We start from the raw sequence: 25,254 nt of genomic DNA on the forward strand, positions 1-25,254 counted from the left end.
CGCCGGGCCCCCGGAGCAATGATGGAGCGAGGGGACCCGACGAAGTCGGGCCGGATGCAGGGGCAAGCCCTCTTGGTTACTTCTGGGTGGTGCGGCATCCCGACGACTGCCAGAAGTGACTCGCCGGCAGGCGAAACAGGGACTCCCAGTCCGCTCAATAAGCAACTCGGCTCAGGACGTTCTGGCAACACTTAATGCAGACATAGCGAATGAATTCGCCCCCACAAGGAAAGATGCAACCTCCCAAAACAAAACCGGCCAGGCTTTTCAGGGCCTGGCCGGTCGTTCAACGCTCGCCTACGGCGTGCGCATCATTCCCACTCGATGGTCGCCGGCGGTTTGCTCGACACGTCGTAGGTGACGCGGGAGATGCCTTCGATCTCGTTGATGATGCGGTTGGAGACAGTCTCCAGCAGCTCGTAAGGCAGGTGCGCCCAACGCGCGGTCATGAAGTCGATGGTTTCCACCGCGCGCAGGGCGACGACCCAGGCGTAGCGGCGGCCGTCACCGACCACGCCGACGGACTTCACCGGCTGGAACACCACGAACGCCTGGCTGGTCTTGTGGTACCAGTCGGCCTTGTGCAGCTCCTCGATGAAGATGTGGTCGGCGCGGCGCAGCAGGTCGGCGTATTCCTTGCGGACTTCGCCGAGGATGCGCACGCCAAGGCCCGGACCGGGGAACGGGTGGCGGTAGACCATGCTGTAGGGCAGGCCCAGTTCCAGGCCGATCTTGCGCACTTCGTCCTTGAACAGCTCGCGCAGCGGCTCGACCAGTTCGAACTGCATGTCTTCCGGCAGGCCGCCGACGTTGTGGTGGGACTTGATCACGTGGGCCTTGCCGGTCTTGGCGCCGGCCGACTCGATCACGTCGGGGTAGATGGTGCCCTGGGCGAGGAACTTGATGCCCTGCAGCTTGGTGGCTTCCTCATCGAAGATCTCGATGAAGGTACGGCCGATGATCTTGCGCTTCTCTTCCGGGTCGGCGACGCCAGCCAGTCGGGCGAGGAACTTGTCCTCGGCGTTGGCGCGGATCACCTTGACGCCCATGTTCTCGGCGAACATCGCCATCACATGGTCGCCCTCGTGCAGGCGCAGCAGGCCGTTGTCGACGAAGACGCAGGTCAGCTGGTCGCCGATGGCCTTGTGCAGCAGGGCCGCCACCACCGAGGAGTCCACACCGCCGGAGAGGCCCAGCAGCACCTTGGACGAGCCGACCTGGGCGCGTACGGTGGCGATGGCGTCTTCGACGATGTTGGACGGCGTCCAGAGAGCCGCGCAGTGGCAGATCTCGAGGACAAAGCGCGAGAGGATGCGGCCGCCCTGCTTGGTGTGGGTCACTTCCGGGTGGAACTGCACGCCGTAGTAGGCGCGGTGATCGTCGGCCATGGCGGCGATCGGGCAGCTCGGCGTGCTGGCGAGAATGTGGAAACCGGCTGGCATGTCGGTGACCTTGTCGCCGTGGCTCATCCACACGTCGAGGCCGAGCACGCCGTCTTCGTCGACGTGATCTTCGATACCGTCCAGCAGGCGGGCCTTGCCGACGACATCAACGCGGGCATAACCGAATTCGCGCAGATCGGAACCCTGCACCTTGCCGCCCAGTTGCTCGGCCATGGTCTGCATGCCGTAGCAGATGCCGAACAGCGGCACGTTCAGGTCGAACACGGCCTGCGGCGCGCGCGGGCTGTTGGCCTCGTGCACGGATTCCGGGCCACCGGCGAGGATGATGCCGCGCGGCGCGAAGGCGCGGATCGCCTCGTTGTCCATGTCGAACGGGTGGATTTCGCAGTACACGCCGATTTCGCGCACGCGGCGGGCGATCAGCTGGGTGTACTGGGAACCGAAGTCGAGGATCAGGATGCGGTGGGCGTGAATATCTTGATGGGCCATGCGCGGGCTCTCGATTAATGAGTTGAGCCGCAAGCCGCAAGCGTCAAGCCGCAAGCAAAAGCAGCCTGGATTCCACTTGCAGCTTGCAGCTTATCGCTTGCAGCTGTTGGTCAAGCTCAGCTCAACCAACCCGATAGTTCGGGGCTTCCTTGGTGATCTGCACGTCGTGGACGTGGGACTCGGCCATGCCGGCGCCGGTGATGCGCACGAACTGCGGCTTGGTGCGCATCTCTTCAACGGTGGAGCAGCCGGTGTAGCCCATGGAGGCACGCAGGCCGCCCATCAGCTGGTGGACGATGGCGGTCAGGGTGCCCTTGTAGGGAACGCGGCCTTCGATGCCTTCCGGAACCAGCTTCTCGGCGCCGGCCGAGGAGTCCTGGAAGTAGCGGTCGGACGAACCCTGGGACTGGGACATGGCGCCCAGCGAGCCCATGCCGCGATAGGCCTTGTAGGAACGCCCCTGGAACAGCTCGACCTCGCCCGGCGCCTCTTCGGTGCCGGCGAACATGGAGCCCATCATCACGCAGGAAGCACCGGCCACGATGGCCTTGGACAGGTCGCCGGAGAAGCGGATGCCACCGTCGGCGATCAGCGGGATGCCGGAACCGGCCAGCGCCGCCGCGACGTTGGCGATGGCCGAGATCTGCGGTACGCCGACACCGGCGACGATACGGGTGGTGCAGATGGAGCCCGGGCCTATGCCGACCTTGACCGCATCGGCGCCGGCTTCGGCCAGGGCCTTGGCAGCGTCGCCGGTGGCGATGTTGCCGCCGATCACCTGCACATGGGGGAAGGTGTCCTTGACCCAGCGCACGCGCTCGATCACGCCCTTGGAGTGGCCGTGGGCGGTATCCACCACCACCACGTCGACGCCTGCGGCGACCAGGGCGGCAACACGTTCGCCGGTATCGGCGCCGGTGCCCACCGCCGCGCCTACGCGCAAGCGGCCCAGGTCATCCTTGGAGGCCAGCGGATAGGTCTTGGCCTTCTCGATATCACGGAAGGTCACCAGGCCGCGCAGGTGGAAGTTCTCGTCGACCACCAGCATCTTCTCGATGCGGTTTTCGTAGAGCTTGACCTTCATTTCTTCCAGCGGGGTGCCTTCGCGGGAGGTGACCAGCTTGTCCTTCGGGGTCATGATCGCGGCGACTGTGTCACCGACGTTCGGCTTGAAGCGCAGGTCGCGGCCGGTGACTATGCCCACCAGTTCGCCCTCGTCCACCACCGGGAAGCCGGAGAAGCCGTACTCGCGGGCGATCTGCAGCAGTTCGATGATCTTGGTGGAGGGGGTGACGGTCACCGGGTCACGGACGATGGCGGTCTCGTGACGCTTGACCTTGCGCACCTCGGCAGCCTGCTGCTCGATGGTCATGTTCTTGTGGATGATGCCGATACCGCCTTCCTGGGCCATGGCGATGGCCAGGCGGGCTTCGGTCACGGTATCCATCGCGGCGGAAACCAGCGGGATGTTCAGTTCGATGCCGCGGGTCAGGCGGGTCTTGAGGCTGACATCCTTCGGCAGAATCTCGGAATAACCCGGGATCAGGAGAACGTCGTCGAAGGTCAGGGCTTCTTGGCTGATGCGCAGCATGGCGGGGGCTCCCAGGCGGGAAAATTGGAAGCGCGCCATTATAACGAGGCCAGGGCCTTCGCTCAACGCGGCCGATGGCTTGCAAGGCCAATCCCGCGAAAAAGCCTCTCGAACCGATCAGCGGTCGTCAGTCGTCCACCCGCACCTGACGTACGGCGAAGCCCAGCCGCTCGGCAAAGGCGTCGAGGAAGGCCTGGGTGAAGGCCGTTTCGCCCCAGCCGTTAAAGATGAAGCCCAGGTTGGAGAAGCCGCAGGGTTGCAGGAACAGGAAGCCGTTGATGTCATCCTCGAAGCCGCATTCCGGGCAGCTGAAGTTGTCCGTGCGACCCGGCCACCAGTCCTCCAGGCTGTCGAACAGCGGCTCGCCTACTTCCCGGCGGCAGTTCGGGCAGCCCGCTTCATTGAGGAATCCCCGCGTGGGTGTATAGATGCAGCGCTTGTCCACCAGCTCCAGGCCGTTCACCGCGCGGCCGAAAGGCAGCCGCTCGGGATGCTCCACCACCTGCCGCGCCCCCGCGGCAATGGCGTAGGCCATGCGATTGCCACGCAGGCCGCAGGTGCTCGGCAGCGCCTCGACCACCTCGCGCTGGGCCAGCCAGCGCAACATGCGCCCGGCCAGGGCCTGGTGCCCGGGCACGCTGGATATCTGCGGCACTATTATCAGCTGGCTCTGCTCCATCTCAGGCTCCTGCGACAATGGGAAGGGCGCGCAGCTTAACCGCCGGCCCACTACCGTCAACTATGGCGCAAGATGCCAAAGCCATTATCATCCCCGCCCATGATCAACGATCCCTTCCAACGGCTCGGCCTCGACCGCGAGGTGCTGACCGTCAGCCAGCTCAACCAGCGCGCCCGCCACCTGCTGGAGGACGTGTTCCCGCAGGTCTGGGTGGAGGGCGAGATTTCCAACCTCGCCCGCCCCGCTTCCGGCCACCTGTATTTCACCCTCAAGGATGCCCAGGCCCAGGTCCGCTGCGCGCTGTTCCGGCAGAATGCCCAGCGCGTGCGCCAGGCCCTGCGCGATGGCCTCGCGGTGCGGGTGCGCGGGAAGGTCTCGTTGTTCGAGGGTCGCGGCGACTACCAACTGATCGCCGATGCGGTGGAACCGGCCGGCGACGGCGCCCTGCGCCTGGCCTTCGAAGCCCTGAAGGAAAAGCTCGCCGCCGAAGGCCTGTTCGCCACCGAACGCAAGCGCCCGCTGCCGGCCCACCCGCGGCACATCGGCATCATCAGTTCGCCCACCGGGGCGGTGATCCGCGACATCATCAGCGTGTTCCGCCGCCGCGCGCCGCAGGTGCGGCTGACCCTGGTGCCAACCGCCGTGCAAGGGCGCGAGGCCACCGCACAGATCGTCCGCGCCCTGGCCCTGGCCGACGCCCAGGGCTTCGACGCCCTGATCCTGGCCCGTGGTGGCGGCTCGCTGGAAGATCTCTGGTGCTTCAACGAGGAGACCGTGGCCCGAGCCGTGGCCGCCTGCCGCACCCCCATCGTCAGCGCCGTGGGCCATGAGACGGATGTCTCGATCAGCGATTTCGTCGCCGATGTGCGCGCCCCCACGCCCTCGGCGGCCGCCGAATTGCTGGCGCCGGACGCCGGCGACCTGCAGTTGCGTCTCGACAGCCTGCACCGCCGCCTGATCCTGCGCCTGCAGGAGCGCCTGACCCGCGAGCACCTGCGACTGGACGGCCTGTTCCGGCGCCTGCGCCACCCGGGCGAGCGCCTGCGCCAGCAGGCCCAACGCCTGGACGACCTCGACATGCGCCTGCGCCGCGCCTTCGAGCGCCAGTTGCAGATTCGCCACGAGCGCCTGGCGCGCCTGGATACCCGCCTGGCCGCGCAGCACCCGGGGCGCACCCTGGCCCTGCTGCGGCAAAAGCTCGACAGCCTGGCCGCGCGCCTGCCCCGCGCCACCCGCGAGGCCCTCAAGGACCGCCGCCAGCGCCTCGACGCTCTGGCCCAGACCCTGCATGTGGTCAGTCCGCTGGCCACCCTCGGCCGTGGCTACAGCATCCTCCTCGACGAACGTGGCCAGGCCATCCGCGCCGCCAGCCAGACCCGCCCCGGCCAGCGCCTGAAAGCCCGCCTGGGCGAAGGCGAGCTGCAGGTGCGGGTCGAAGACAACCACCTGACTCCCGTGAACCTTTCCCTGCTGGACTGACCATGCGCCTCTTTGCCGCCCTGCTCCTCTGCTTCGCCCTGCCCGCCCACGCCGAAGGTTTCATCAGCCGGCTCCTGAACAAGCCGGTCCCCGGCGGCGTGGCCGTGGTCCAGCTGGGCAACGGGGCGCAAACGCCCACGGCCCGATACCAGGGCAAGCCGGTGCTGGTGGTGAAGGAAGAAGGCCGCGACTGGATCGCCATAGTCGGCATCCCGCTGGGCACCCAGTTGGGTCGGCAGCAGATCGACGTGAGCGATGGACGCAAGCTGGCCTTCGGCGTGGGCCCGCGCACCTACCGCGAGCAGCACATCAAGCTGGCCAATACCCGCCAGGTGAACCCGCTGCCGGAAGACCTCAAGCGCATCGACCGCGAGCTGGCCGAGCAGACCCGCGCCTACCGCAACTTCAGCCCCGGCACGCCGAGCAATCTGCTGTTCGACAAGCCGGTGAACGGGCCGCTCTCCAGCCCCTTCGGCCTGCGCCGTTTCTTCAATGGCGAGGAGCGCAACGCACACTCCGGCCTGGACTTCGCCGTGGGCGCCGGCACGCCGATCAAGGCCCCGGCGGCAGGCAAGGTGGTCCTCATCGGCAACTACTTCTTCAATGGCAAGACAGTCTTCGTCGACCACGGCCAGGGCCTGATCAGCATGTTCTGCCACATGTCGAAGGTGGACGTGAAGCTCGGCCAGCAACTGCCCCGCGGCGGCGTGGTCGGACGGGTCGGCGCCACTGGCCGCGCCACCGGCCCGCACATGCACTGGAACATCAGCCTCAATGACGTGCGGGTCGACCCGGCCATTTTCATCGGTGCCTACAAGCCCTGATCCGACACCTGTGCTTACAGACCGGCGGCAACGGTTTTGCTAAGGTCCGCCGGTTCCGGGGCCACCGCCCGCCCGCCTACCGCATAGTCACAGGGAGCAGCCCATGCAGAACGAAATCACCCAATGGCTGGAGTGGCTGAGGCAGCACCATGAGCTGCACACCTTTGTCGCCTCCGCCGCCCTCATCCTGCTCGCCTGGACGTCCAACTGGATAGTCAGGCGCATCCTGGTCCGCGGCCTGTTCCATGCCGTCGGCGCCATCGTCCACGGCCGCCCCACCCAGCTCCAGGACCACGGCCTGATCAAGCGCCTGGCCAATGTCGTGCCGGCGCTGGTGCTGGCCTGGGGAGTGAAGGTGGTCCCCAACATGCCGGTGCCCCTGGTGGAAGTGGTGACCAACGTCTGCGCCGCCTTCATCATCCTCACCATCGCCCTGGCGCTGAGTGCCGTGCTGACCATCGCCAACGACCTCTACCAGCGCCGCGAAGACGCCCACCTGCGCCCCATCAAGGGCTACCTGCAGGTGTTGAAGATCGCCATCTTCGCGATCGCCGCCATCCTCATGATCGCCAGCCTGATCGACCGCTCGCCGCTGATCCTGCTCTCGGGCCTCGGCGCCATGGCCGCGGTGCTGATGCTGATCTTCCAGGACACCCTGCTGTCGCTGGTGGCCAGCGTGCAGATCACTTCCAGCGACATCATCCGCGTCGGCGACTGGGTGGAGATGCCGCAGCTGAACGCCGACGGCGACGTGATCGATATCGCCCTGCACACCGTCAAGGTGCAGAACTGGGACAAGACCATCACCACTATCCCTACCAAGCGTTTCATCACCGATTCGTTCAAGAACTGGCGCGGCATGCAGGAATCCGGCGGGCGGCGGATCAAGCGCTGCCTCTACCTGGACCAGAACAGCGTGCATTTCCTCGCCAATGAGGACATTTCCCGGCTGCACCGCTTCCGCCTGCTGGACAGCTACCTCAAGACCAAGGAAAGCGAGCTGCTCAGCTGGAACAGCCAACTGGACGAGTCCTGCCGCCTGCCGATCAACATTCGCCAGTTGACCAACCTCGGTACCTTCCGCGCCTATGTGGAGAACTACCTGCGGGAGAACAACGAGATCCGCAAGGACATGACCCTGCTGGTACGCCAGCTGGCTCCCAGCGCCAACGGCCTGCCCCTGGAGCTCTACTGCTTCACCGCCACCACCGCCTGGTCGCCATACGAGGCCATCCAGTCCGATATCTTCGACCACCTGCTGGCGATCCTTCCGGAATTCGGCCTGCGCGTGTTCCAGCATCCCAGCGGCGCGGACATGCGCGAATTGCGCGTGCCGATGCAGGACGAGGCTCGATAGAAATCCATCGCGCAATCCAATCAAGAAAACCCAATAACAAGCGCAAGAATTTCCTCCATTGCAAATTCTTGCGCTCTTTTTCACCATTTTCCCGCCGATGCTTGCCATATTCACTCACGATGAATAGGGTTAGCTCCATGAAAACCGCACACACCCTCATTCTTCTGCGCCAACACGCCTGCCTGCGACTGGTCAGCCCACGACTGCGTGGCTGAAACCGACCTCCGCCGCAACGCCGCTTGAATCAGTCAAGGCCACCACGACTGGCCCGCAGAACAAGGATTGCCCCATGAGCATGCTGAAAGACCCGTCCCGCAAGTACCGCGCCTTCCCCGCCATCGACCTGCCGGACCGCACCTGGCCGTCGAAGACCATCACCGAAGTGCCGATCTGGTGCAGTTCCGACCTGCGCGACGGCAACCAGTCGCTGATCGAGCCGATGGACGCCGCGAAGAAGATGCGTTTCTTCAAGACACTGGTCCAGGTCGGATTGAAGGAAATCGAAGTGGCTTTCCCGTCGGCTTCCGACACCGACTTCAACTTCGTGCGCGAGCTGATCGAGCACAACCATATTCCCGATGACGTGACCATCCAGGTGCTGACCCAGGCCCGTGACGACCTGATCACCCGCACCTTCGAGTCCCTGCGCGGGGCCAAGAAGGCCATCGTCCACGTCTACAACGCCACTGCCCCGTCCTTCCGCCGCATCGTCTTCAACCAGGACAAGCAAGGCGTGATCGACATCGCCACCAACGCCGCCAGGCTGATCAAGAAACTGGCCGCCGAGCAGCCGGAAACCCAGTGGACCTTCCAGTATTCGCCCGAGATCTTCAGCTCCACCGAGCTGGAATTCGCCGTACAGGTCTGCGACGCGGTGATCGACGTCTGGCAACCGACCCCGGACAACAAGATCATCCTCAACCTGCCGGCTACCGTTGAGTGCGCCACGCCCAATGTCTACGCCGACCAGATCGAGTGGTTCGGCCGCCATATCAGTCGCCGCGACTCGGTACTCATCAGCCTGCACACCCATAACGACCGTGGCACCGGCGTCGCCGCCACCGAACTGGGCCTGATGGCCGGCGCCGACCGCGTCGAAGGCTGCCTGTTCGGCAACGGCGAGCGCACCGGCAACGTCGACCTGGTGACCCTGGCGCTGAACATGTACACCCAGGGCCTGCACCCCGAACTGGACTTCTCCGACATCGACGCCGTGCGCAAGGTGGTCGAGGAGTGCAACCAGCTGCCGGTGCACCCGCGCCATCCCTATGTCGGGGACCTGGTCCACACCGCCTTCTCCGGCTCCCACCAGGACGCCATCCGCAAGGGCTTCGCCCAACAGAAGGAAGACGCCCTGTGGGAGGTGCCCTACCTGCCGATCGACCCGGCCGACATCGGCCGCAGCTACGAAGCGGTGATCCGGGTCAACAGCCAGTCCGGCAAGGGCGGCATCACCTTCCTGCTGGAGCAGGAATACGGTGTCAGCCTGCCGCGCCGCATGCAGATCGAGTTCAGCCAGGTCGTACAGAAGGAAACCGATCGCCTGGGCCTGGAAATGACCGCCCAGCAGATCTACCAGCTGCTGGACAGCGAGTACCTGCAGGCAACCACGCCCTTCACCCTGAAAGGCCATCGCCTGCAGGAAGAGAACGGCACCAGCGCCGTAGACATCGAAGTGCAGGTCAAGGGCGAAACCCAGCACCTGCGCGGCATCGGCAAGGGGCCACTGGAAGCCCTGGTGGCCAGCCTGCCGGTGAAGGTGGAGATCATGGACTACTCCGAGCACGCCATCGGCGCCGGTACCAACGCCAAGGCCGCCGCCTATATCGAGTTGCGCGTCAACGGCGGTCGAGCCCTGCACGGTATCGGCATCGACGAGAACCTGACCACCGCCAGCTTCCGCGCCCTGTTCAGCGCCCTCAACCGCGCCCTGAGCCAGGCCGAGGCCGAAGCGGCCTGAAACTGATGCCGCAATGAAAAACCCCGCCATCCGGCGGGGTTTTCTTTTGCTGAAGAGCTGGTGGATAAAAAAGCGCTATCCACCCTACACAAAACGGACCTGCGCGTAGGGTGGAAATCCGCAAGGCGGATTTCCACCGGCAGGCGCCCTACTCTTGCTTTTGCCAGTGGCACTTGCCCCAGGCACACATGGAATCGAGCACCGGCTTGAGACTGAAGCCGTGCTCGGTCAGGCGGTATTCCACCCGCGGCGGCACCTCGGCGAACACGGTGCGCGAGACGATGCCGTCGCGCTCCAGCTCGCGCAGCTGCTGGGTCAGCATCTTCTCGGTAATGCCCGGCACCAGGCGCTTGAGCTCGGAAAAACGCCGGGCCTGCGGGATCAGGTGATAGACCAGCAGGGACTTCCACTTGCCGCCAATCACCGCCAGGGTGACTTCCACCGGCGTGTTGTAGACCTTGTCCCCTGCCACGAGCAGGTTGCCCGCGGCCGGTAGCGCCTTGTGTTCGCTCATGGTTCTACCCCGGACTCAGAGGTGCAGGTCGAAGCCATCCGCATCGCGCATCGCAGGGAAGCGTTCACGGTAGGCGGCCAGTGGTGCGGCGGGCAGGCTCACGCGGAAGACACCGTCGGCGTCGCCGGCATCCAGCAGGCTTTCACCCTGGAAATCCAGCACCTGGCTGTCGCCGCTGTAGCCATGGCCCTTGCCGTCCGCGCCCACCCGGTTCACCGCAGCGACATAGCAGAGGTTCTCGATGGCGCGTGCCGGCAGCAGGCGGTTCCAGTGATGGCGGCGGGCAGCCGGCCAGTTGGCGGTGTAGAGCAGCAGGTCGGTGTCATGGGGGTCGCGGCTCCACACCGGGAAGCGCAGGTCGTAGCAGATCAGGGGGCGCACCCGCCAGCCCTTGAGCTCGAACAGCGCCTGGGTCTCGCCCGGCGTGTAGTGCTTATGCTCGCCTGCCATGCGGAACAGGTGCCGCTTGTCGTAGTGCAATACTTCACCATCCGGGCGCGCCCAGAGCAGGCGATTGCGGTGGCTGCCATCGGCGGCTTCGACTATCAGACTGCCGGTGATCACCGCATCCAGGCGCCTGGCCTGCTCGCGCAGCCAGGCGTGGGTCGGGCCCTGCTCGGGCTCGGCGAGCGTCGCCGAATCCATGGAGAAACCGGTGGTGAACATCTCCGGCAGGACGATCAGGTCGGCGCCCTTCGCCTGCTCCAGCAGGGTTTCGAAATGAGCGTGGTTGGCGGCGCAGTCGTGCCAGGCCAGGGTGGTCTGCACCAGGGCCAGTTCGAGATCGGGCAGCATGGTCAGATCGCGCATAGTTTTTCCGCTGCCTGACGCAGCGTCTCCTCCCGTTTGGCGAAGCAGAATCGCACCAGGCGCAGATCCTTGGGCGCCTGCTGATAGAACACCGAGACCGGGATTGCCGCCACGCCGTGTTCGCGAGTCAGCCATTCGGACATGGCCACGTCGTCCAGGTCGTCACGGATGGCGCTGTAGTCGACCAGCTGGAAGTAGGTGCCCGGCGCGCGGGTAAAGCTGAAGCGCGAGCCGGCCAGCAGGTTGCAGAACAGGTCACGCTTGGCCTGGTAGAAACCCGGCAGTTCGGCAAGGTGCTCGGGGTGCGCGGCCATGAAGTCGGCCAGCGCCCACTGCAGCGGCGTGACACCGCAGAAGTTGACGTACTGGTGGACCTTGCGCAGTTCGGCGGACAGCAAGGGCGGGGCCACCACGTAACCGGTCTTCCAGCCGGTGACGTGGTAGGTCTTGCCGAAGGAGCTGACCACGAAGGAACGGGCATACAGCTCATCGTGAGCCAGCACACTGACGTGGCCGACGCCATCGAACACCAGGTGCTCGTAGACCTCGTCCGACACCAGGTAGATGTCGCGGCCGCGGATCAGCTCGGCCAGTTGGTCCAGTTCGGCGCGGGAAATCAGGGCACCGCTGGGGTTGTGCGGGCTGTTGAGGATGACCATGCGGGTGCGCGGGCTGAGGGCATCCTGCATGCGCTGCCAGTCGATGGAGAAGCCCGGCAGCGCGAGGGGCACATGCACGCAACGGCCGCCCGCCAGTTCCACCGAGGGCTCATAGCTGTCGTAACAGGGGTCGAGGACTATCACCTCGTCACCCGCGCGGACCACGGCCTGAATGGCACAGAAGATCGCCTCGGTGGCACCGGGGGTGATGGTCACCTCGCTGTCGGCGCTGACCTGGCGGCCATAGAAGGCAGCGACCTTGGCCGCCACCTGCTCGCGCAGCGCCGGCAGGCCGGTCATCGGCGCGTACTGGTTGTGCCCGGCGGCGATATGCCGGCCCACCGCGTCGCAGAGTGCGGCCGGGGCGGAGAAATCCGGAAAGCCCTGGGACAGGTTGATGGCGCCGGTTTCCGCGGCGAGCTGGGACATGCGGGTGAAGATGGTGGTGCCGACGTTGGGCAGCTTGCTGGTGATCATTGCAATCCGGCTGTTGGCGACTGGGAAAAGTGGCCCATAGCTTAAGCCTTGAGGGGGCGCGGGACCACTGTGCGAAGCATCGGCGTGCAGGCGGCATCCGTAGGGTGGACAGCGCCCTTCTGTCCACCATCCGGGGGCAAGACCGAGCAGGGAATCGCGAGCAGTGCTCGCTCCAGCGGCATCCCAGGTGCGGGCAGGATCACCGTGCCGATCCGACATTGCCGGTGGAAATCCCCTGCGGGGATTTTCACCCTACGGGAGTGCGCCTACGGAAACGAAAAAGGGCGCCCGCAGGCGCCCTCCTCCATTCCAGCCGATATCAGCGCTTCTTGTCGCGGCGCTTCTTCTCGGCCTTCTTGTGGTGCGACATGAGCCGGCGCTTCTTGTTCACCTGGCGCTCAGTCAGGATGTTCTTCTTGTTTTCGTAGGGGTTCTCGCCGCCCTTGTACTCGATGCGGATCGGCGTGCCGACCAGCTTGAGCACGCGCCGGTAGGTGTTTTCCAGGTAGCGCGAGTAGGACTTGGGCACCGACTCCACCTGGTTGCCGTGGATCACGATCAGCGGCGGGTTGGCGCCGCCCAGGTGGGCATAGCGCAGCTTGATGCGGCGACCGTTGACCAGAGGCGGCTGGTGCTCCTGCACGGCGTCTTCGAGGATCTGCGTCAGGCGGCTGGTGGGCCAGCGGGTGATGGCGGAGCGGAAGGACTCCTGCACGGATTTGTACAGGTGGCCGACGCCGGTGCCATGCAGTGCGGAGATGAAGTGGATATCGGCGAAGTCGACGAAGAACAGCCGGCGCTCCAGCTCGGTCTTCACGTAGTCGCGCTCGCCCGGCTCCATGCCGTCCCACTTGTTCAGGGCGATGACCAGCGCGCGGCCGGTTTCCAGCACGAAGCCGAGCAGGTTGAGGTCGTGTTCGACCACACCCTCGCGGGCGTCCATCACGAAGATCACCACGTTGGCGTCCTGGATGGCCTGCAGGGTTTTCACCACCGAGAACTTTTCCACCGCCTCGAAGATCTTGCCGCGGCGGCGCACGCCGGCGGTGTCGATCAGGGTGTACTTCTCTTCGTTGCGCTCGAAGGGGATGTAGATACTGTCGCGCGTGGTGCCGGCCTGATCGTAGACGATTACCCGCTCTTCACCGAGCATGCGGTTGACCAGGGTGGACTTGCCGACGTTGGGGCGGCCGATGATGGCGATCTTGATGCCATCCTTCTCGCTCGGACCGGGCACGCGGCTCGGCTCGGCGCCTTCGGCGACCTCCTCGGACTCGGAAGCCTCGAGTTCGTCGGCATCCTGGTCGCGGGGAAACTCGCCCAGCGCTTCCTGCAGCATCTGGCTGATGCCACGGCCGTGGGCAGCGGCGATCGGCAGGGCGTCGCCCAGGCCCAGGGGGCTGAACTCGGCGCGGGCGATGTCCGGATCGACGGTGTCGACCTTGTTCGCCACCAGGAAACTGCGCTTGTTCCGCTTGCGCAGGTGCTCGGCGATCATCTGGTCGGCGGCGGTCATGCCGGCGCGGGAATCGACCATGAACAGCACCGCGTCGGCTTCCTCGATGGCTTGCAGGGACTGCGCGGCCATTTTCGCGTCGATACCTTCCTCGTCGCCGGAGATACCCCCGGTGTCGATGACGATGTAGGTGCGACCCTGCCACTTCGCCTCGCCGTACTGGCGGTCACGGGTCAGACCTGCGAACTCCGCGACAATCGCGTTGCGGGTCTTGGTCAGGCGGTTGAACAGGGTGGACTTGCCGACGTTCGGCCGACCCACCAGGGCGATTACGGGAACCATGAGGCTCTCCACTGGTTATTTCAGAAAACACAAAGGCCGCTGCCGTCTTGACGGCAGCGGCCGAGTAACAGGCTTCAGCTTAGCGGATGGTCAGGCCGACCAGCTTGCCGCCGTTGCCATAGGCATACATCCACTCGCCGACCACCAGCGGACGGGCCCGCAGGCCGTCGCCGTCGATCTTCTCCCGGCCGACGAAGTGGCCATCCACCTGGCTCAGCAGGTGCAGGTAACCCTCGAAGTCACCCACGGCCACATAGCTGGAGAAGACTTCCGGAGCGGACAGCTGGCGACGGGCCAGGGCGTCGTTGCTCCACAGGGCCGAGGCCGAGCGCTCGTCCACGCCTTCCACTGTGCCGTTGGCCAGGCTCACGTAGACGTTGCCGAAGCCCTGCGCCAGACCGGCGTAGCTGGACGCCTCGCGCTGCCAGAGCACACGGCCGCTTTCCAGGTCCAGGGCGGCTACGCGGCCCTGGTAGGTGGCAACGTAGACGATGCCGCCGGACAGCAGCAAGCCGCCGTCGATGTCCACTACACGGTCCAGCTCGGAGCGGCCCTGGGGCACGGCTACGCGCTGTTCCCACACCGGGATGCCGCGCTGGATATCCAGGGCGAGCACCTTGCCGGTGGAAAGGCCGGCCACGGCCAGGTTGTTGGTCACGATCGGCGCACCGGTGCCACGCAGGGTCAGCACGGCCGGGGTGTTCTCGTAGATCCAGCGCTGATTGCCGGTGGCGGCGTCGAAGCCGAACAGGGTGTCGTTCTGGGTCTGCACCACCACTACGTCGCCATTGGTGGCCGGCGGGGCGAGCACTTCACCGTTGACGCGGGCACGCCATTTTTCCTCGCCGTTGGTGGCATCCAGAGCGACAATCTCGCCCTTCAGGGTACCCAGCATGACCAGGCCGTAACCCACGCCCACGGCGCCGGAGACCTGCAGTTCGAGGTCCTGTTCCCAGATCACGTCGCCATTGAAGCGGTTGATCGCCATGACCTCGCCATTGACGTCGGAGGCATAGATGGTGTCGCCGTCGACGGCGGGCACCAGCAGGTTGTAGGTGTCGCCCTGGCCGTCGCCGACCGAGCGGCTCCAGCCCTTGTCCAGTTTCACCTCTTCAGTGAAATCAGGTAGCTCGGCCGGCGGCAGTTCCTTCTTGCTGTTGCTGCTGCAGCCCACGGCCAGGACGGCGAGGGCCAGCACTGCGGCATTCTTCCAGCGCATCACGTCACGCATCCCCTTTTGCCAGGTCGTCGAGCTTCATCTGCAGGCCGCCCACGGCGGCGTCTTCGGGCAGCGCGGCCTTGGCTTTCTGGTAGGCGGCATGCGCATCGTCGGTACGACCCAACTGGACCAGCAGGTCGCCCTTGAGTTCTTCACGGCTGGCGAGGTAGGCCTTGTCGGCATCGCCCTCGAGCAGCTTGAGGGCGTCTTCGGCCTTGCCCTGGGCAGCCAGGACACGGGCCAGGCGCTGGCGGGCCAGTTCACCCAGGGTGGCGTCGGCGGGTTTGTCCAGCACGGCCTTGAGTTCGGCGGCGGCATCATCCAGCTTGCCGGCCTCTACCGCGACCTTGGCCACGAACAGGCTGCCGTATTGGGCGTAATGGCTACCGCCGAAATCGCTCTTCAGCTTGCCGGCCAGTTCGGCCACCTTGGCGGAGTCCGGGGTGCCGCTGGGGTTGAGCGCGGTTTCCAGCAGTTGCTGGTAAACGATGGATGCGCCCTGCGACTGGTTGCTCTGGTACTTCTGCCAGGCCTGCCAGCCGAAAACCACCGCCAGCGCCAGTGCGCCGCCCGTGAGCATGGGTTTGCCGTTGCGCTGCCACCAGTCCCTGAACTGCGCAATCTGTTCTTCTTCAGTCTGCATGCTTAACCCCGTACTCCTGTTCTTTGAATGCTCAAACCCGCGCCAGGCAGGTAGTGAGATGCTCGGCGAGAGCATCCCAGGCAATGCTTTGTTGTTCGCTGTCGTCGCGAAGCGGCTTGAAACCTACCACGCGCTTGGCCAGTTCGTCGTCCCCCAGGATCAGTGCGTAACGGGCACCGCTCTTGTCGGCTTTCTTGAACTGGCTCTTGAAACTACCGGAGCCGGCGTTGACCAGCAGGCGCAGCCCCGGCAGGGCGTCGCGCAGTCGCTCGGCCAGGCCCAGGGCAGCCAGCTCGGCCGGCTCGCCGAAGGCACAGATAAAGAGGTCGGCGGGGTTGTTCAGTTCTTCCGGCACCAGACCGAGGGTTTCCAGCAGGAGCACCAGGCGCTCGACACCCATGGCAAAACCCACGCCCGGGGTCGGCTTGCCGCCGAACTGACTGACCAGGCCGTCATAGCGGCCACCGGCGCAGACGGTGCCCTGGGCGCCGAGCTTGTCGGTGACCCACTCGAATACGGTGCGGCCGTAGTAGTCCAGGCCACGCACCAGTTTCGGATTGATCTCGTAACGGATGCCGACGGCATCCAGGCGTGCCTTGAGCCCCTCGAAATGGGCGCGAGACTCGTCGTCGAGGTAATCGTGCAGGGTCGGCGCATCCACCAGCAGGGCCTGGGTGCCACCGTTCTTGCTGTCGAGGATACGCAGCGGGTTGGTGGTCAGGCGGCGCTGGCTGTCTTCGTCGAGCAGGTCGTAACGCTCCTGCAGGTAGGCCACCAGGGCGTCACGATAGCGGGCACGAGCCTCGCTGGAGCCCAGGCTGTTCAGCTGCAGGGTGACGGCGTCGGCCAGGCCGAGCTTCTGCCACAGGCGCCAGGTGAGCACGATCAGCTCGGCGTCGATGTCCGGCCCCGGCAGGTTGAAGACTTCCACACCGATCTGGTGGAACTGGCGGTAGCGGCCCTTCTGCGGCTTCTCGTAGCGGAACATCGGGCCGGCATACCAGAGCTTCTGCACCTGGCCACCGCCGATCAGGCCATGCTCGAGCATGGCGCGCACGCAGCTCGCGGTGCCTTCTGGACGCAGGGTCAGGGACTCTTCGTTGCGGTCGAGGAAGGTGTACATCTCCTTGTCGACCACGTCGGTGCCTTCGCCGATACCGCGGGCGAAGAGCTCGGTGAACTCGAGGATCGGCAGGCGGATTTCCTGGTAGCCGTAGCCATCCAGCAGCCCTGCCAGGGTGGTTTCCAGGTAGCGCCAGGTAGGCGTCTGTTCCGGCAGGATGTCGTTCATGCCACGAATGGCTTGCAGGGTCTTGCTCACGAAGGTTCCTTAATTTCAGCTACGGGCGATCACAGCCGCGTCAGCTTCGGCCTTCTCGGCCGCCTTTTCGCGGATGAGCCGTTCCAGCTCATCCACCAGGTTGTCGTTGTTCAGCTTCTGCGCCGGCTTGCCGTCGATGTAGACCAGGTTGTTGGGGCTGCCACCGGTCAGGCCGATATGGGCTTCCTTGGCTTCGCCCGGTCCGTTGACCACACAGCCGATCACGGCCACATCCAGCGGGACCAGCAGGTCCTCGAGGCGGCCTTCCAACTCGTTCATGGTCTTGACCACATCGAAGTTCTGCCGCGAGCAGCTCGGGCAGGCAATGAAGTTGATCCCGCGTGAACGCAGGTGCAGGGACTTGAGGATATCGAAGCCGACCTTGACCTCTTCCACCGGGTCCGCCGCGAGGGAGATTCGGATGGTGTCGCCGATGCCCTCGGCCAGCAGCATGCCGAGGCCCACCGCCGACTTCACGGTGCCGGAGCGCAGGCCACCGGCTTCGGTGATGCCCAGGTGCAGCGGCTGTTCGATCTGCTTGGCCAGCAGGCGATAGGCCTCGACGGCCATGAACACGTCGGAAGCCTTGACGCTGACCTTGAAATCCTGGAAATCCAGGCGGTCGAGATGCTCGACATGGCGCAGGGCGGATTCGACCAGGGCCTGCGGCGTCGGCTCGCCATACTTCTTCTGCAGGTCCTTCTCCAGGGAGCCGGCGTTGACGCCGATGCGGATCGGGATGCCCTTGTCACGGGCAGCGTCGACCACGGCCCTGACGCGATCTTCGCGGCCGATGTTGCCCGGGTTGATGCGCAGGCAGTCGACGCCCAGCTCGGCCACGCGCAGAGCGATCTTGTAGTCGAAGTGGATATCAGCCACCAGCGGCACCTGGACCTGCTGCTTGATCCGGCCGAACGCCTCGGCGGCGTCCATGTCGGGCACGGAGATGCGGACGATATCGACGCCGGCATCCACCAGGCGCTGGATCTGGCCCACGGTTGCGGCGACGTCGCAGGTGTCGGTGTTGGTCATGCTCTGCACGGCGATGGGCGCATCACCGCCCACCGGTACCGAGCCGACCCAGATTTTCCGCGACGGGCGGCGTTTGATCGGGGATTCGCAATGCATGGCTTATTGCCCCAACTTCAGGCGTGCGGTTTCGCCACGGACATAAGGCGCCACGTCGACCGATTGGCCGTTGTAGCTGAGCTGGGCGCCGCGGGCGAAGCCCAGGCGTACTTCCAGCGGGGCCTTGCCGGCCAGTTCCAGGTTGTCGCCGGTGCGCTTGAGGGCGCTGACCAGCACCTTGCCGTTGGCGTCGGTGACCTGGGTCCAGCAATTGGCGGTGAATTGGATGCGCACCACGCCCTGGCCCTGCTGGGCAACCACCGGAGCCGGTGCCGGGTTTTCAGCGGCGGGTGCCGGGGTTGCGACGGGCGCGGCGGGGATTGCGGGAGTAGCGGGAGTAGCGGGAGCGGTCGGTACCACTGCCGGCGCGCTCGGCGCAGCAGCCGCAGGCTGGGCCGGTGCGGTGCTCGGCACGGCGGTCACGGCCGGAGCCTGGGCGGTTGTGGTCGGTGCAGTGGGCGCGGCTTCGCCGGCCGGCGCCGCCGGGGCACCGTCGACGGGTTGTTGCTCAGGCTGCGCGGCCATCTCCGGGGAAACTTCGGTCGGGGCCGGCGCCTGGTCTTCCTGGGCTTCGGCTACGGCCTGGTCTTCCGGTTCGTCGAGTGGGTGGATCTGGGTAGTGCCATCGGCGCTCTCCACTTCCACGTGCTCCAGGTTGGCATTGGCGGTGCCGTCGTCGTTGCGCTGCGAATGTTCCTGCCACCAGTAGAAGCCGATGCCGCCCAGGGCGACCAGGATGACGAAGCTGACAATGCGCAGGATGCTATGCGACAGGCGCACCGGCTCTTCGATGCGGCCCAGGCTGTGCACGCTGCTGCCCTTGGCATCGGTGCCGGTGTAATGGTCGAACTCGTTGACCAGGGTAGCCTGGTCCATGCCCATGAGCTTGGCATAGGCGCGGACGTAGCCACGGGCAAAGGTGTGCCCCGGCAACCGGTCGAAGTCGCCGGCCTCGAGTTGGCGCAGCGCCAGCTCGGTCAGGTTGAGGTGACGGGCGACTTCGCCCAGGGCGAATCCCTTGCTCTCACGTGCCTGACGCAGGGTCTCGCCTGGGTTGGCGCGAGTCGCCGCTACAGCTTCTGGATGCGACGCTTTCATCATTGCTCCGACAGGTATTGCTGATATTCCGGCGTGCCGGGATAGAGGCGCTTGAGTTGCAGCCCCAGGCTGGCAGCCTGGTCGCGGTCTTCGAATATGGTCGCCAGGCGCGAGCCGAGCAGCAGGCTGCGGGCATTCTGCGGGGAGATCCTGGTGAAGCGGTCGTAGTAGTCGCGAGCCGGCACGTACTGCTTCTCATCGAAGGACAGCTGGGCCATCTCCAGCAGCGCCCGCGGCTGCCGGCGTTCGAGGCGCAACGACTTGTCGAAATGCTGCTTGGCCAGGGCTGGATCGTTCAGCTTCAGGGCGGTCAGTCCCAGGTTCTCGAAGACCCGGGAACGCTCGGGATAGAGGTTGTCTTCGGCGGCCTGCTGGAAACGCTCGTAGGCATCCTTGTAGCGTTCCTGTTCGTACAGGAAGCCGCCGTAGTTGTTGAGGATTCGCGCGTCGCTGCGGGCGGAAAGGGCCTTGCGATAATGCTGGTCGGCCAGTTCCGGCTCCCTCTCGGTCTGGAACACCAGGGCCAGGGCCGCGTGGGCGTCGGCATTGGAAGGGTCCAGCTCCAGGGCCTGTTTCAGCGGCACCTTGGCGTTCTCGGTGGAACCCTCCTTCAGGTAGCCGATGCCCAGTTCGATATAGGCGTCACGCGCCGCGTCGCGGCCCTTGTCGGTCTTCATCGGGTCGACGTGACCGGTCGACACGCAAGCCGCGAGCAATGCGGTGGAAACGAGGAGCAGCGCAGCGCGCAGGGTCATGGGTGGTCCTTCTCTAGTTCCGGTTCGTGGCGTCGCGGGACGCCTCCGCCTCGGCGTTCAGCTGGCGCACGGCGATATAGCGCTCACTGCGGCGGGTACGGTCCATGACCTGTCCGACCAGCTGGCCGCAGGCGGCATCGATGTCGTCGCCGCGAGTGGTGCGGACGGTGACATTGTGCCCGGCCTTGTGCAACAGATCCTGGAAGCGGCGGATGGCATTGTTGCTCGGCCGCTCGTAGCCGGAGTGCGGGAAGGGGTTGAACGGAATCAGGTTGATCTTGCAGGGGAAGTCCTTGAGCAGCTCGATCATCTGCGAAGCGTGTTCGGGCTGGTCATTGACGTCCTTGAGCAGGGTGTACTCGATGGTCAGCACGCGCTTCTCGCCCAGACGGGAGATGTAGCGGCGGCAAGCATCCAGCACCACGGCCAGGGGGTACTTCTTGTTGATCGGCACCAACTGATTGCGCAACGGGTCGTTCGGCGCATGCAGAGACAGCGCCAGGGAGACGTCGATGACCTCGCCCAGCTTGTCGATCATGGGCGCCACGCCGGAGGTGGAAAGGGTCACCTTGCGCTTGGAAATGCCGTAACCGAGGTCGTCCATCATGATGTTCATGGCGGCGACCACGTTGTCGAAATTCAGCAGCGGCTCGCCCATGCCCATCATCACCACGTTGGTGACGGCACGGTCGATCTTCGCTGGAACCGTCCCGAAGGACTTGTTGGCGATCCACACCTGGCCGATTACTTCGGCGGCGGTGAGGTCGCTGTTGAAACCTTGCTTGCCGGTGGAGCAGAAACTGCAATCCAGCGCGCAGCCGGCCTGGGACGAGACACAGAGCGTGCCGCGACCGCCTTGCGGGATGTACACGGTTTCGACGCAACTGCCGGAGGCGACACGGACCACCCACTTGCGGGTGCCATCGCTGGAAATGTCCTGGCTGACCACTTCCGGGCCGCGAATCTCGGCAGAGGCCTTGAGCTTGTCGCGCAAGGCCTTGCCGATATTGCTCATGGCGTCGAAGTCATCGACGCCAAAGTGGTGAATCCATTTCATCACCTGGCCGGCGCGGAAGCGCTTCTCCCCGATGGACTCGAAGAAGCTTTCCAGTTGTTGCTGGGTCAGGCCCAGCAGGTTCACTTTACCGGTCGATTCAGTCATGGCTTCACCCCTCGCGCCGTCGCTATCAGCGAGTGCGAGCGCACACCTCGGTGGAGGCGAAGAAGTAGGCGATTTCGCGAGCCGCGGAAGCCTCGGAGTCCGAACCGTGTACGGCGTTTTCGTCGATGGAAACGGCGAAGTCGGCGCGGATGGTGCCGGCGTCGGCTTTCTTCGGATCGGTAGCGCCCATCAGCTCACGGTTCTTGGCGATGGCGTTCTCGCCTTCCAGGACCTGTACGACAACCGGGCCGGAAGTCATGAAGGAAACCAGATCCTTGAAGAAACCGCGCTCTTTGTGCTCGGCGTAGAAGCCACCGGCTTCGCGCTCGGACAGTTGAGCCATCTTGGCGGCAACGACGCGCAGACCGGCTTTTTCGAAGCGGGTGACGATCTCACCGACCACGTTCTTGGCAACGGCGTCCGGCTTGATGATGGAGAGAGTACGTTCGACAGCCATGGAAAACTCCAGAAACAAGGGTTAAAGCGAAAAATTAAACCCGCGAATTATACGCGGGTTAGGGGGAAATGCGTAGGGCCGAGGCCCAGGGTGAGACGCCGGTCAGTCGGCTTCTTCGATCCAGGCGGCCTGGATGGCCTCCAGGACCTTCTCGCCGCCACGCTGCGGATCGTCGGAAAACTCCGGCAGGGCCAGGACCCAGTTGTGCAGGTCGACGAAATTGACGTAGCGCGGATCGACATCCGGTTTGACTTCAGCGAGCTGGATGGCGATTTCCAGCACATCGGTCCATTTCAGGCTCATATCGCGCTCCTCAGTGCCCTTCGGATACCTGGTTGATCGTGTATTTGGGGATCTCCACCACCAGGTCCTCGTCCGCCACTATCGCCTGGCAGGACAAGCGCGAATTAGGCTCCAGGCCCCAGGCCTTGTCGAGCATGTCGTCTTCCAGCTCGTCGGAAGGCTCCATGGAATTGAAACCTTCGCGCACCACCACGTGGCAGGTGGTGCAGGCGCAGGACATCTCACAGGCGTGCTCGATGTCGAGGCCGTTGCGCAGGGCGGCCTTCAGGATGCTTTCGCCCGGCTGCGCCTCTACCACAGCGCCCTCGGGGCAATGCTCGGCATGGGGCAGGAAGATGATCTGCGGCATTTCTGGGTCAATCCTCGATTTCGTTGAGTCGGCGGCCGGACAGGGCCGCTTTCACGGCAGCATCCATACGACGCGCGGCGAAGGCATCGGTCACCTGGGACAGGCGCTTGATCTGCGTCTCGATGGCGCCGACATCGCTGCCGGCAGCCAGTTCGCGCAGGGTTTGCATGCTATCTGCGATGGCGGCGCGTTCGGTGTCGTCCAGCAGACGCTCGCCATCCGCCTCCAGCGCCGCCTGCACGGCCTCCAGCAGACGCTGGGCCTCGACCTGCTGCTCGCGCAGGGCGCGGGCATTCTTGTCTTCACCGGCGTACTGGAACGAATCCCGCAGCATGCGCGAGATTTCACCATCGGTCAGGCCGTAGGACGGCTTGACCTGGATGCTCGCCTCGACACCCGAGGCCAGCTCACGGGCGGTCACGCCCAGCAAGCCGTCGGCATCCACCTGGAAAGTCACGCGGATCTTCGCCGCACCCGCCACCATGGGCGGAATACCACGCAGCTCGAAACGCGCCAGGGAGCGGCAATCCTTGATCAGTTCGCGCTCGCCCTGGAGCACATGGATCATCATGGCCGTCTGGCCATCCTTGTAGGTGGTGAAGTCCTGGGCGCGGGCCACCGGAATGGTGGTATTGCGCGGAATCACCCGCTCCATCAGCCCACCCATGGTTTCCAGGCCGAGCGACAGGGGAATCACATCCAGCAGCAGCAGCTCTTCGCCGCGCTTGTTGCCGGCCAGGGTATCGGCCTGCACCGCGGCACCGATGGCCACCACCTGGTCAGGATCGATATCGGTGAGGGGCTGGCGGCCGAACATCTCGGCCACGGCCTCGCGCACACGCGGCACCCGGGTGGAACCACCGACCATGACCACGGCCTCGACCTCTTCCAGCTCGATGCCGGCGTCACGCACGGCTCGGCGGCAGGCCTTCAGGCTGCGAGCCACCATGGGCTCGATCAGGGCGTCGAACTGCTCGCGGGTCAGCACACCGCGCCAATCGCCATAGGCCAGCTCGACACTATCGATTGCAGTCAGAGCTTCCTTGGCGTCGCAGGCGGCGCGCAGCAGGCTGCGCTGGGCGCCCGGATCGAGGTTGGCGGACAGCCCTGCCTGCTGGACCATCCAGCCGGCGATGGCGTGATCGAAGTCGTCGCCGCCCAGGGCGCTGTCGCCGCCGGTAGCCATGACTTCGAAGACGCCGCGGGTGAGACGGAGAATGGAAATATCGAAAGTACCGCCGCCCAGGTCATAGATGGCGACCACGCCCTCGGCCTGCTTGTCCAGCCCATAGGCGACAGCGGCGGCGGTGGGCTCGTTGAGCAGGCGCAGGACATTCAGGCCGGCGAGACGCGCTGCGTCCTTGGTGGCCTGGCGCTGGGCTTCGTCGAAATAGGCCGGCACCGTAATCACCGCGCCGACCAGCTCGCCGCCGAGAGTTTCTTCGGCACGCTGACGCAGGGCCTTGAGGATGTCGGCTGAAACCTCCACCGGGCTCTTGGCGCCCTGCACCGTTTCGATGAACGGCATATGGGATTCGCCACCGACGAAGCGATACGGCAGTTGCTCGCCCAGCAGCTTGACGTCCTCCAGGCCGCGCCCCATGAAGCGCTTGACCGAGAGAATGGTATTCAGCGGGTCGCTGGAGGCGGCCTGCTTGGCGCTACGGCCTACTTCGACGCGGTCGGCGTGGTAGCGGACGGCGGACGGCAGGATGACCTGGTCCTCGGCATCCGGCAGGGGTTCGGCGACGCCGCTGCGCACCGCGGCGACCAGCGAATTGGTGGTACCCAGGTCGATACCCACCGCCAGACGGCGCTGGTGCGGCTGGGGGCTCTGCCCGGGTTCAGCGATCTGCAGTAAGGCCATGCTTGTCTATTTATCAGGCGTACCGGCAACCAGGTCGGCATCGCGGGTTAATCGTCGAGGCGCTCTTCCAGTTGGCGCACTTCGTGAGTCAGCTTGTCGATGAACTGCATCCGACGTACCAGGCGCTCGGCTTCCTCCCGGCGCTCGGGGTCGTCCCAGCAATCGGCGAAATCACCATCCAGCTCGGCCTGGGCTCCCTTGAGCCGACGCTTGAATACGTCGACACCGGCCAGGTCGGCGCTGTCCTGCAAGTCTTCCAACTCTTCGCGCCACTGCATCTGCTGCAGCAGGAACTGCGGATCCTGCACCGTCACCTCGAGCGGCAACTCCCGCCCTTTCAGGGCCAGTAGGTACAGTGCCCGCCGCGGCGCGCATTTCAGCGTCTGGTAGGCGTCGTTCAGCTGCGCCGCACGCTCCAGCGCCAGGCGCTGCTCACGCTCGGAGGCATCGGCGAAGCGGTCGGGATGGACGGTACGCGCCAGCTCGCGGTAACGCGTTGCGAGCTGATCGAGATCCAACCGATAACCCGGCTTCATGTCGAACAGGGCGAAATGACAGGGAGTTCCCACAAACGCCTCAGACGTTGAAGCTCTCGCCGCAGCCGCATTCGCCGCGTACGTTCGGGTTATTGAACTTGAAGCCCTCGTTGAGCCCTTCGCGAACGAAGTCCAACTCCGTGCCATCGAGGTAGCTCAGGCTCTTGGGATCGATGATCACCTTCACGCCGTAGCTCTCGAAGACCAGGTCATCCGAGGTCACCTCGTCGACGAACTCCAGCACATAGGCGAGACCGGAGCAGCCAGTCGTACGCACCCCCAGACGGATACCCTCGCCCTTGCCGCGCCCCTCGATGGAACGCTGCACGTGACGGGCGGCGGATTCGGTCATGCTGATGGCCATTGCAACTCCTTA

24 protein-coding genes are annotated in these 25,254 nt (G+C 65.1%); 4 read left to right on the forward strand and 20 right to left on the reverse strand.

Annotation, left to right across the window (positions count from 1 at the left end; translation table 11 throughout):
- Positions 1-311 precede the first annotated feature (311 nt).
- The 3 genes from guaA to E8F11_RS08345 form a co-directional block, all read right to left on the reverse strand.
- Positions 312-1,892 (reverse strand): glutamine-hydrolyzing GMP synthase, encoded by a 1,581-nt coding sequence (gene guaA, locus E8F11_RS08335; RefSeq protein ID WP_280288371.1) that lies wholly within the window; start codon positions 1,890-1,892, stop codon positions 312-314.
- A gap of 121 nt (positions 1,893-2,013) precedes the next feature.
- Positions 2,014-3,483 carry an IMP dehydrogenase gene (gene guaB / locus E8F11_RS08340; protein ID WP_280288372.1) on the reverse strand — a complete coding sequence of 490 codons (1,470 nt, stop codon included), beginning with the start codon at positions 3,481-3,483 and terminating at the stop codon, positions 2,014-2,016.
- A gap of 127 nt (positions 3,484-3,610) precedes the next feature.
- Positions 3,611-4,162 (reverse strand): sugar ABC transporter ATPase, encoded by a 552-nt coding sequence (locus E8F11_RS08345; RefSeq protein WP_280288373.1) that lies wholly within the window; start codon positions 4,160-4,162, stop codon positions 3,611-3,613.
- A 99-nt stretch (positions 4,163-4,261) separates the two neighbouring features.
- On the opposite strand from E8F11_RS08345, the gene xseA reads away from it, so the two are divergent.
- The 4 genes from xseA (at position 4,262) to leuA (ending at position 9,782) form a co-directional block, all read left to right on the forward strand.
- Entirely contained in the window at positions 4,262-5,641 is a 1,380-nt protein-coding gene (gene xseA / locus E8F11_RS08350; protein WP_280288374.1) for an exodeoxyribonuclease VII large subunit, read from the forward strand.
- Positions 5,642-5,643: 2 nt separating this feature from the next.
- Entirely contained in the window at positions 5,644-6,465 is an 822-nt protein-coding gene (locus tag E8F11_RS08355) for a peptidoglycan DD-metalloendopeptidase family protein (protein WP_280288375.1), read from the forward strand.
- A gap of 103 nt (positions 6,466-6,568) precedes the next feature.
- Entirely contained in the window at positions 6,569-7,822 is a 1,254-nt protein-coding gene (locus E8F11_RS08360; protein WP_280288376.1) for a mechanosensitive ion channel domain-containing protein, read from the forward strand.
- A 289-nt stretch (positions 7,823-8,111) separates the two neighbouring features.
- Entirely contained in the window at positions 8,112-9,782 is a 1,671-nt protein-coding gene (gene leuA / locus E8F11_RS08365; RefSeq protein ID WP_280288377.1) for a 2-isopropylmalate synthase, read from the forward strand.
- A gap of 148 nt (positions 9,783-9,930) precedes the next feature.
- On the opposite strand, the gene E8F11_RS08370 is transcribed toward leuA, so the two are convergent.
- From E8F11_RS08370 to iscA, 17 genes are all read right to left on the reverse strand, one after another.
- Positions 9,931-10,296, reverse strand: a complete 366-nt coding sequence (locus E8F11_RS08370; RefSeq protein WP_280288378.1) for a helix-turn-helix domain-containing protein — start codon at positions 10,294-10,296, stop codon at positions 9,931-9,933.
- Between the two features lie 15 nt (positions 10,297-10,311).
- On the reverse strand, positions 10,312-11,106 hold the full coding sequence (locus tag E8F11_RS08375) for an amidohydrolase (RefSeq protein ID WP_280288379.1): 795 nt from the start codon (positions 11,104-11,106) through the stop codon (positions 10,312-10,314).
- A complete protein-coding gene (locus E8F11_RS08380) occupies positions 11,094-12,242 on the reverse strand; it encodes a pyridoxal phosphate-dependent aminotransferase (protein WP_280288380.1) in 1,149 nt (382 codons plus the stop codon). Before E8F11_RS08380 ends, E8F11_RS08375 begins: the two co-directional genes overlap by 13 nt.
- A 319-nt stretch (positions 12,243-12,561) precedes the next feature.
- The gene (der, locus tag E8F11_RS08385) at positions 12,562-14,040 is read right to left on the reverse strand and encodes a ribosome biogenesis GTPase Der (RefSeq protein ID WP_280288381.1); all 1,479 of its coding nucleotides are present in this window, start codon (positions 14,038-14,040) and stop codon (positions 12,562-12,564) included.
- Positions 14,041-14,119: 79 nt separating this feature from the next.
- The gene (bamB, locus tag E8F11_RS08390; RefSeq protein WP_280288382.1) at positions 14,120-15,271 is read right to left on the reverse strand and encodes an outer membrane protein assembly factor BamB; all 1,152 of its coding nucleotides are present in this window, start codon (positions 15,269-15,271) and stop codon (positions 14,120-14,122) included.
- Positions 15,264-15,902, reverse strand: coding sequence for a YfgM family protein (locus E8F11_RS08395; RefSeq protein WP_280288383.1), 639 nt, complete (start codon positions 15,900-15,902; stop codon positions 15,264-15,266). The genes bamB and E8F11_RS08395 overlap by 8 nt, the downstream gene beginning before the upstream one ends.
- Positions 15,903-15,933: 31 nt before the next feature.
- Positions 15,934-17,223, reverse strand: a complete 1,290-nt coding sequence (hisS, locus tag E8F11_RS08400) for a histidine--tRNA ligase (RefSeq protein WP_280288384.1) — start codon at positions 17,221-17,223, stop codon at positions 15,934-15,936.
- A gap of 15 nt (positions 17,224-17,238) precedes the next feature.
- A complete protein-coding gene (gene ispG / locus E8F11_RS08405) occupies positions 17,239-18,351 on the reverse strand; it encodes a flavodoxin-dependent (E)-4-hydroxy-3-methylbut-2-enyl-diphosphate synthase (RefSeq protein WP_280288385.1) in 1,113 nt (370 codons plus the stop codon).
- Positions 18,352-18,354: 3 nt separating this feature from the next.
- On the reverse strand, positions 18,355-19,452 hold the full coding sequence (locus E8F11_RS08410) for a helix-turn-helix domain-containing protein (RefSeq protein ID WP_280288386.1): 1,098 nt from the start codon (positions 19,450-19,452) through the stop codon (positions 18,355-18,357).
- A complete protein-coding gene (gene pilW, locus E8F11_RS08415) occupies positions 19,449-20,204 on the reverse strand; it encodes a type IV pilus biogenesis/stability protein PilW (RefSeq protein ID WP_280288387.1) in 756 nt (251 codons plus the stop codon). Before pilW ends, E8F11_RS08410 begins: the two co-directional genes overlap by 4 nt.
- A 13-nt stretch (positions 20,205-20,217) precedes the next feature.
- Positions 20,218-21,366, reverse strand: a complete 1,149-nt coding sequence (rlmN, locus tag E8F11_RS08420) for a 23S rRNA (adenine(2503)-C(2))-methyltransferase RlmN (protein WP_280288388.1) — start codon at positions 21,364-21,366, stop codon at positions 20,218-20,220.
- Positions 21,367-21,391: 25 nt separating this feature from the next.
- Positions 21,392-21,823, reverse strand: a complete 432-nt coding sequence (gene ndk, locus E8F11_RS08425) for a nucleoside-diphosphate kinase (RefSeq protein WP_280288389.1) — start codon at positions 21,821-21,823, stop codon at positions 21,392-21,394.
- Between the two features lie 102 nt (positions 21,824-21,925).
- Entirely contained in the window at positions 21,926-22,126 is a 201-nt protein-coding gene (gene iscX, locus E8F11_RS08430; RefSeq protein WP_280288390.1) for a Fe-S cluster assembly protein IscX, read from the reverse strand.
- Between the two features lie 10 nt (positions 22,127-22,136).
- The gene (gene fdx / locus E8F11_RS08435; protein WP_280288391.1) at positions 22,137-22,475 is read right to left on the reverse strand and encodes an ISC system 2Fe-2S type ferredoxin; all 339 of its coding nucleotides are present in this window, start codon (positions 22,473-22,475) and stop codon (positions 22,137-22,139) included.
- Positions 22,476-22,482: 7 nt separating this feature from the next.
- On the reverse strand, positions 22,483-24,342 hold the full coding sequence (hscA, locus tag E8F11_RS08440) for a Fe-S protein assembly chaperone HscA (protein ID WP_280288392.1): 1,860 nt from the start codon (positions 24,340-24,342) through the stop codon (positions 22,483-22,485).
- Between the two features lie 47 nt (positions 24,343-24,389).
- Positions 24,390-24,911 (reverse strand): co-chaperone HscB, encoded by a 522-nt coding sequence (hscB, locus tag E8F11_RS08445; RefSeq protein WP_280288393.1) that lies wholly within the window; start codon positions 24,909-24,911, stop codon positions 24,390-24,392.
- 7 nt (positions 24,912-24,918) lie between these two features.
- Complete coding sequence (gene iscA / locus E8F11_RS08450) at positions 24,919-25,242, reverse strand: iron-sulfur cluster assembly protein IscA (protein WP_280288394.1); 324 nt, start codon at positions 25,240-25,242, stop codon at positions 24,919-24,921.
- Positions 25,243-25,254 lie beyond the last annotated feature (12 nt).

It is taken from the genome of Pseudomonas sp. BN417 (assembly GCF_029871205.1).
GTDB lineage: Bacteria > Pseudomonadota > Gammaproteobacteria > Pseudomonadales > Pseudomonadaceae > Metapseudomonas.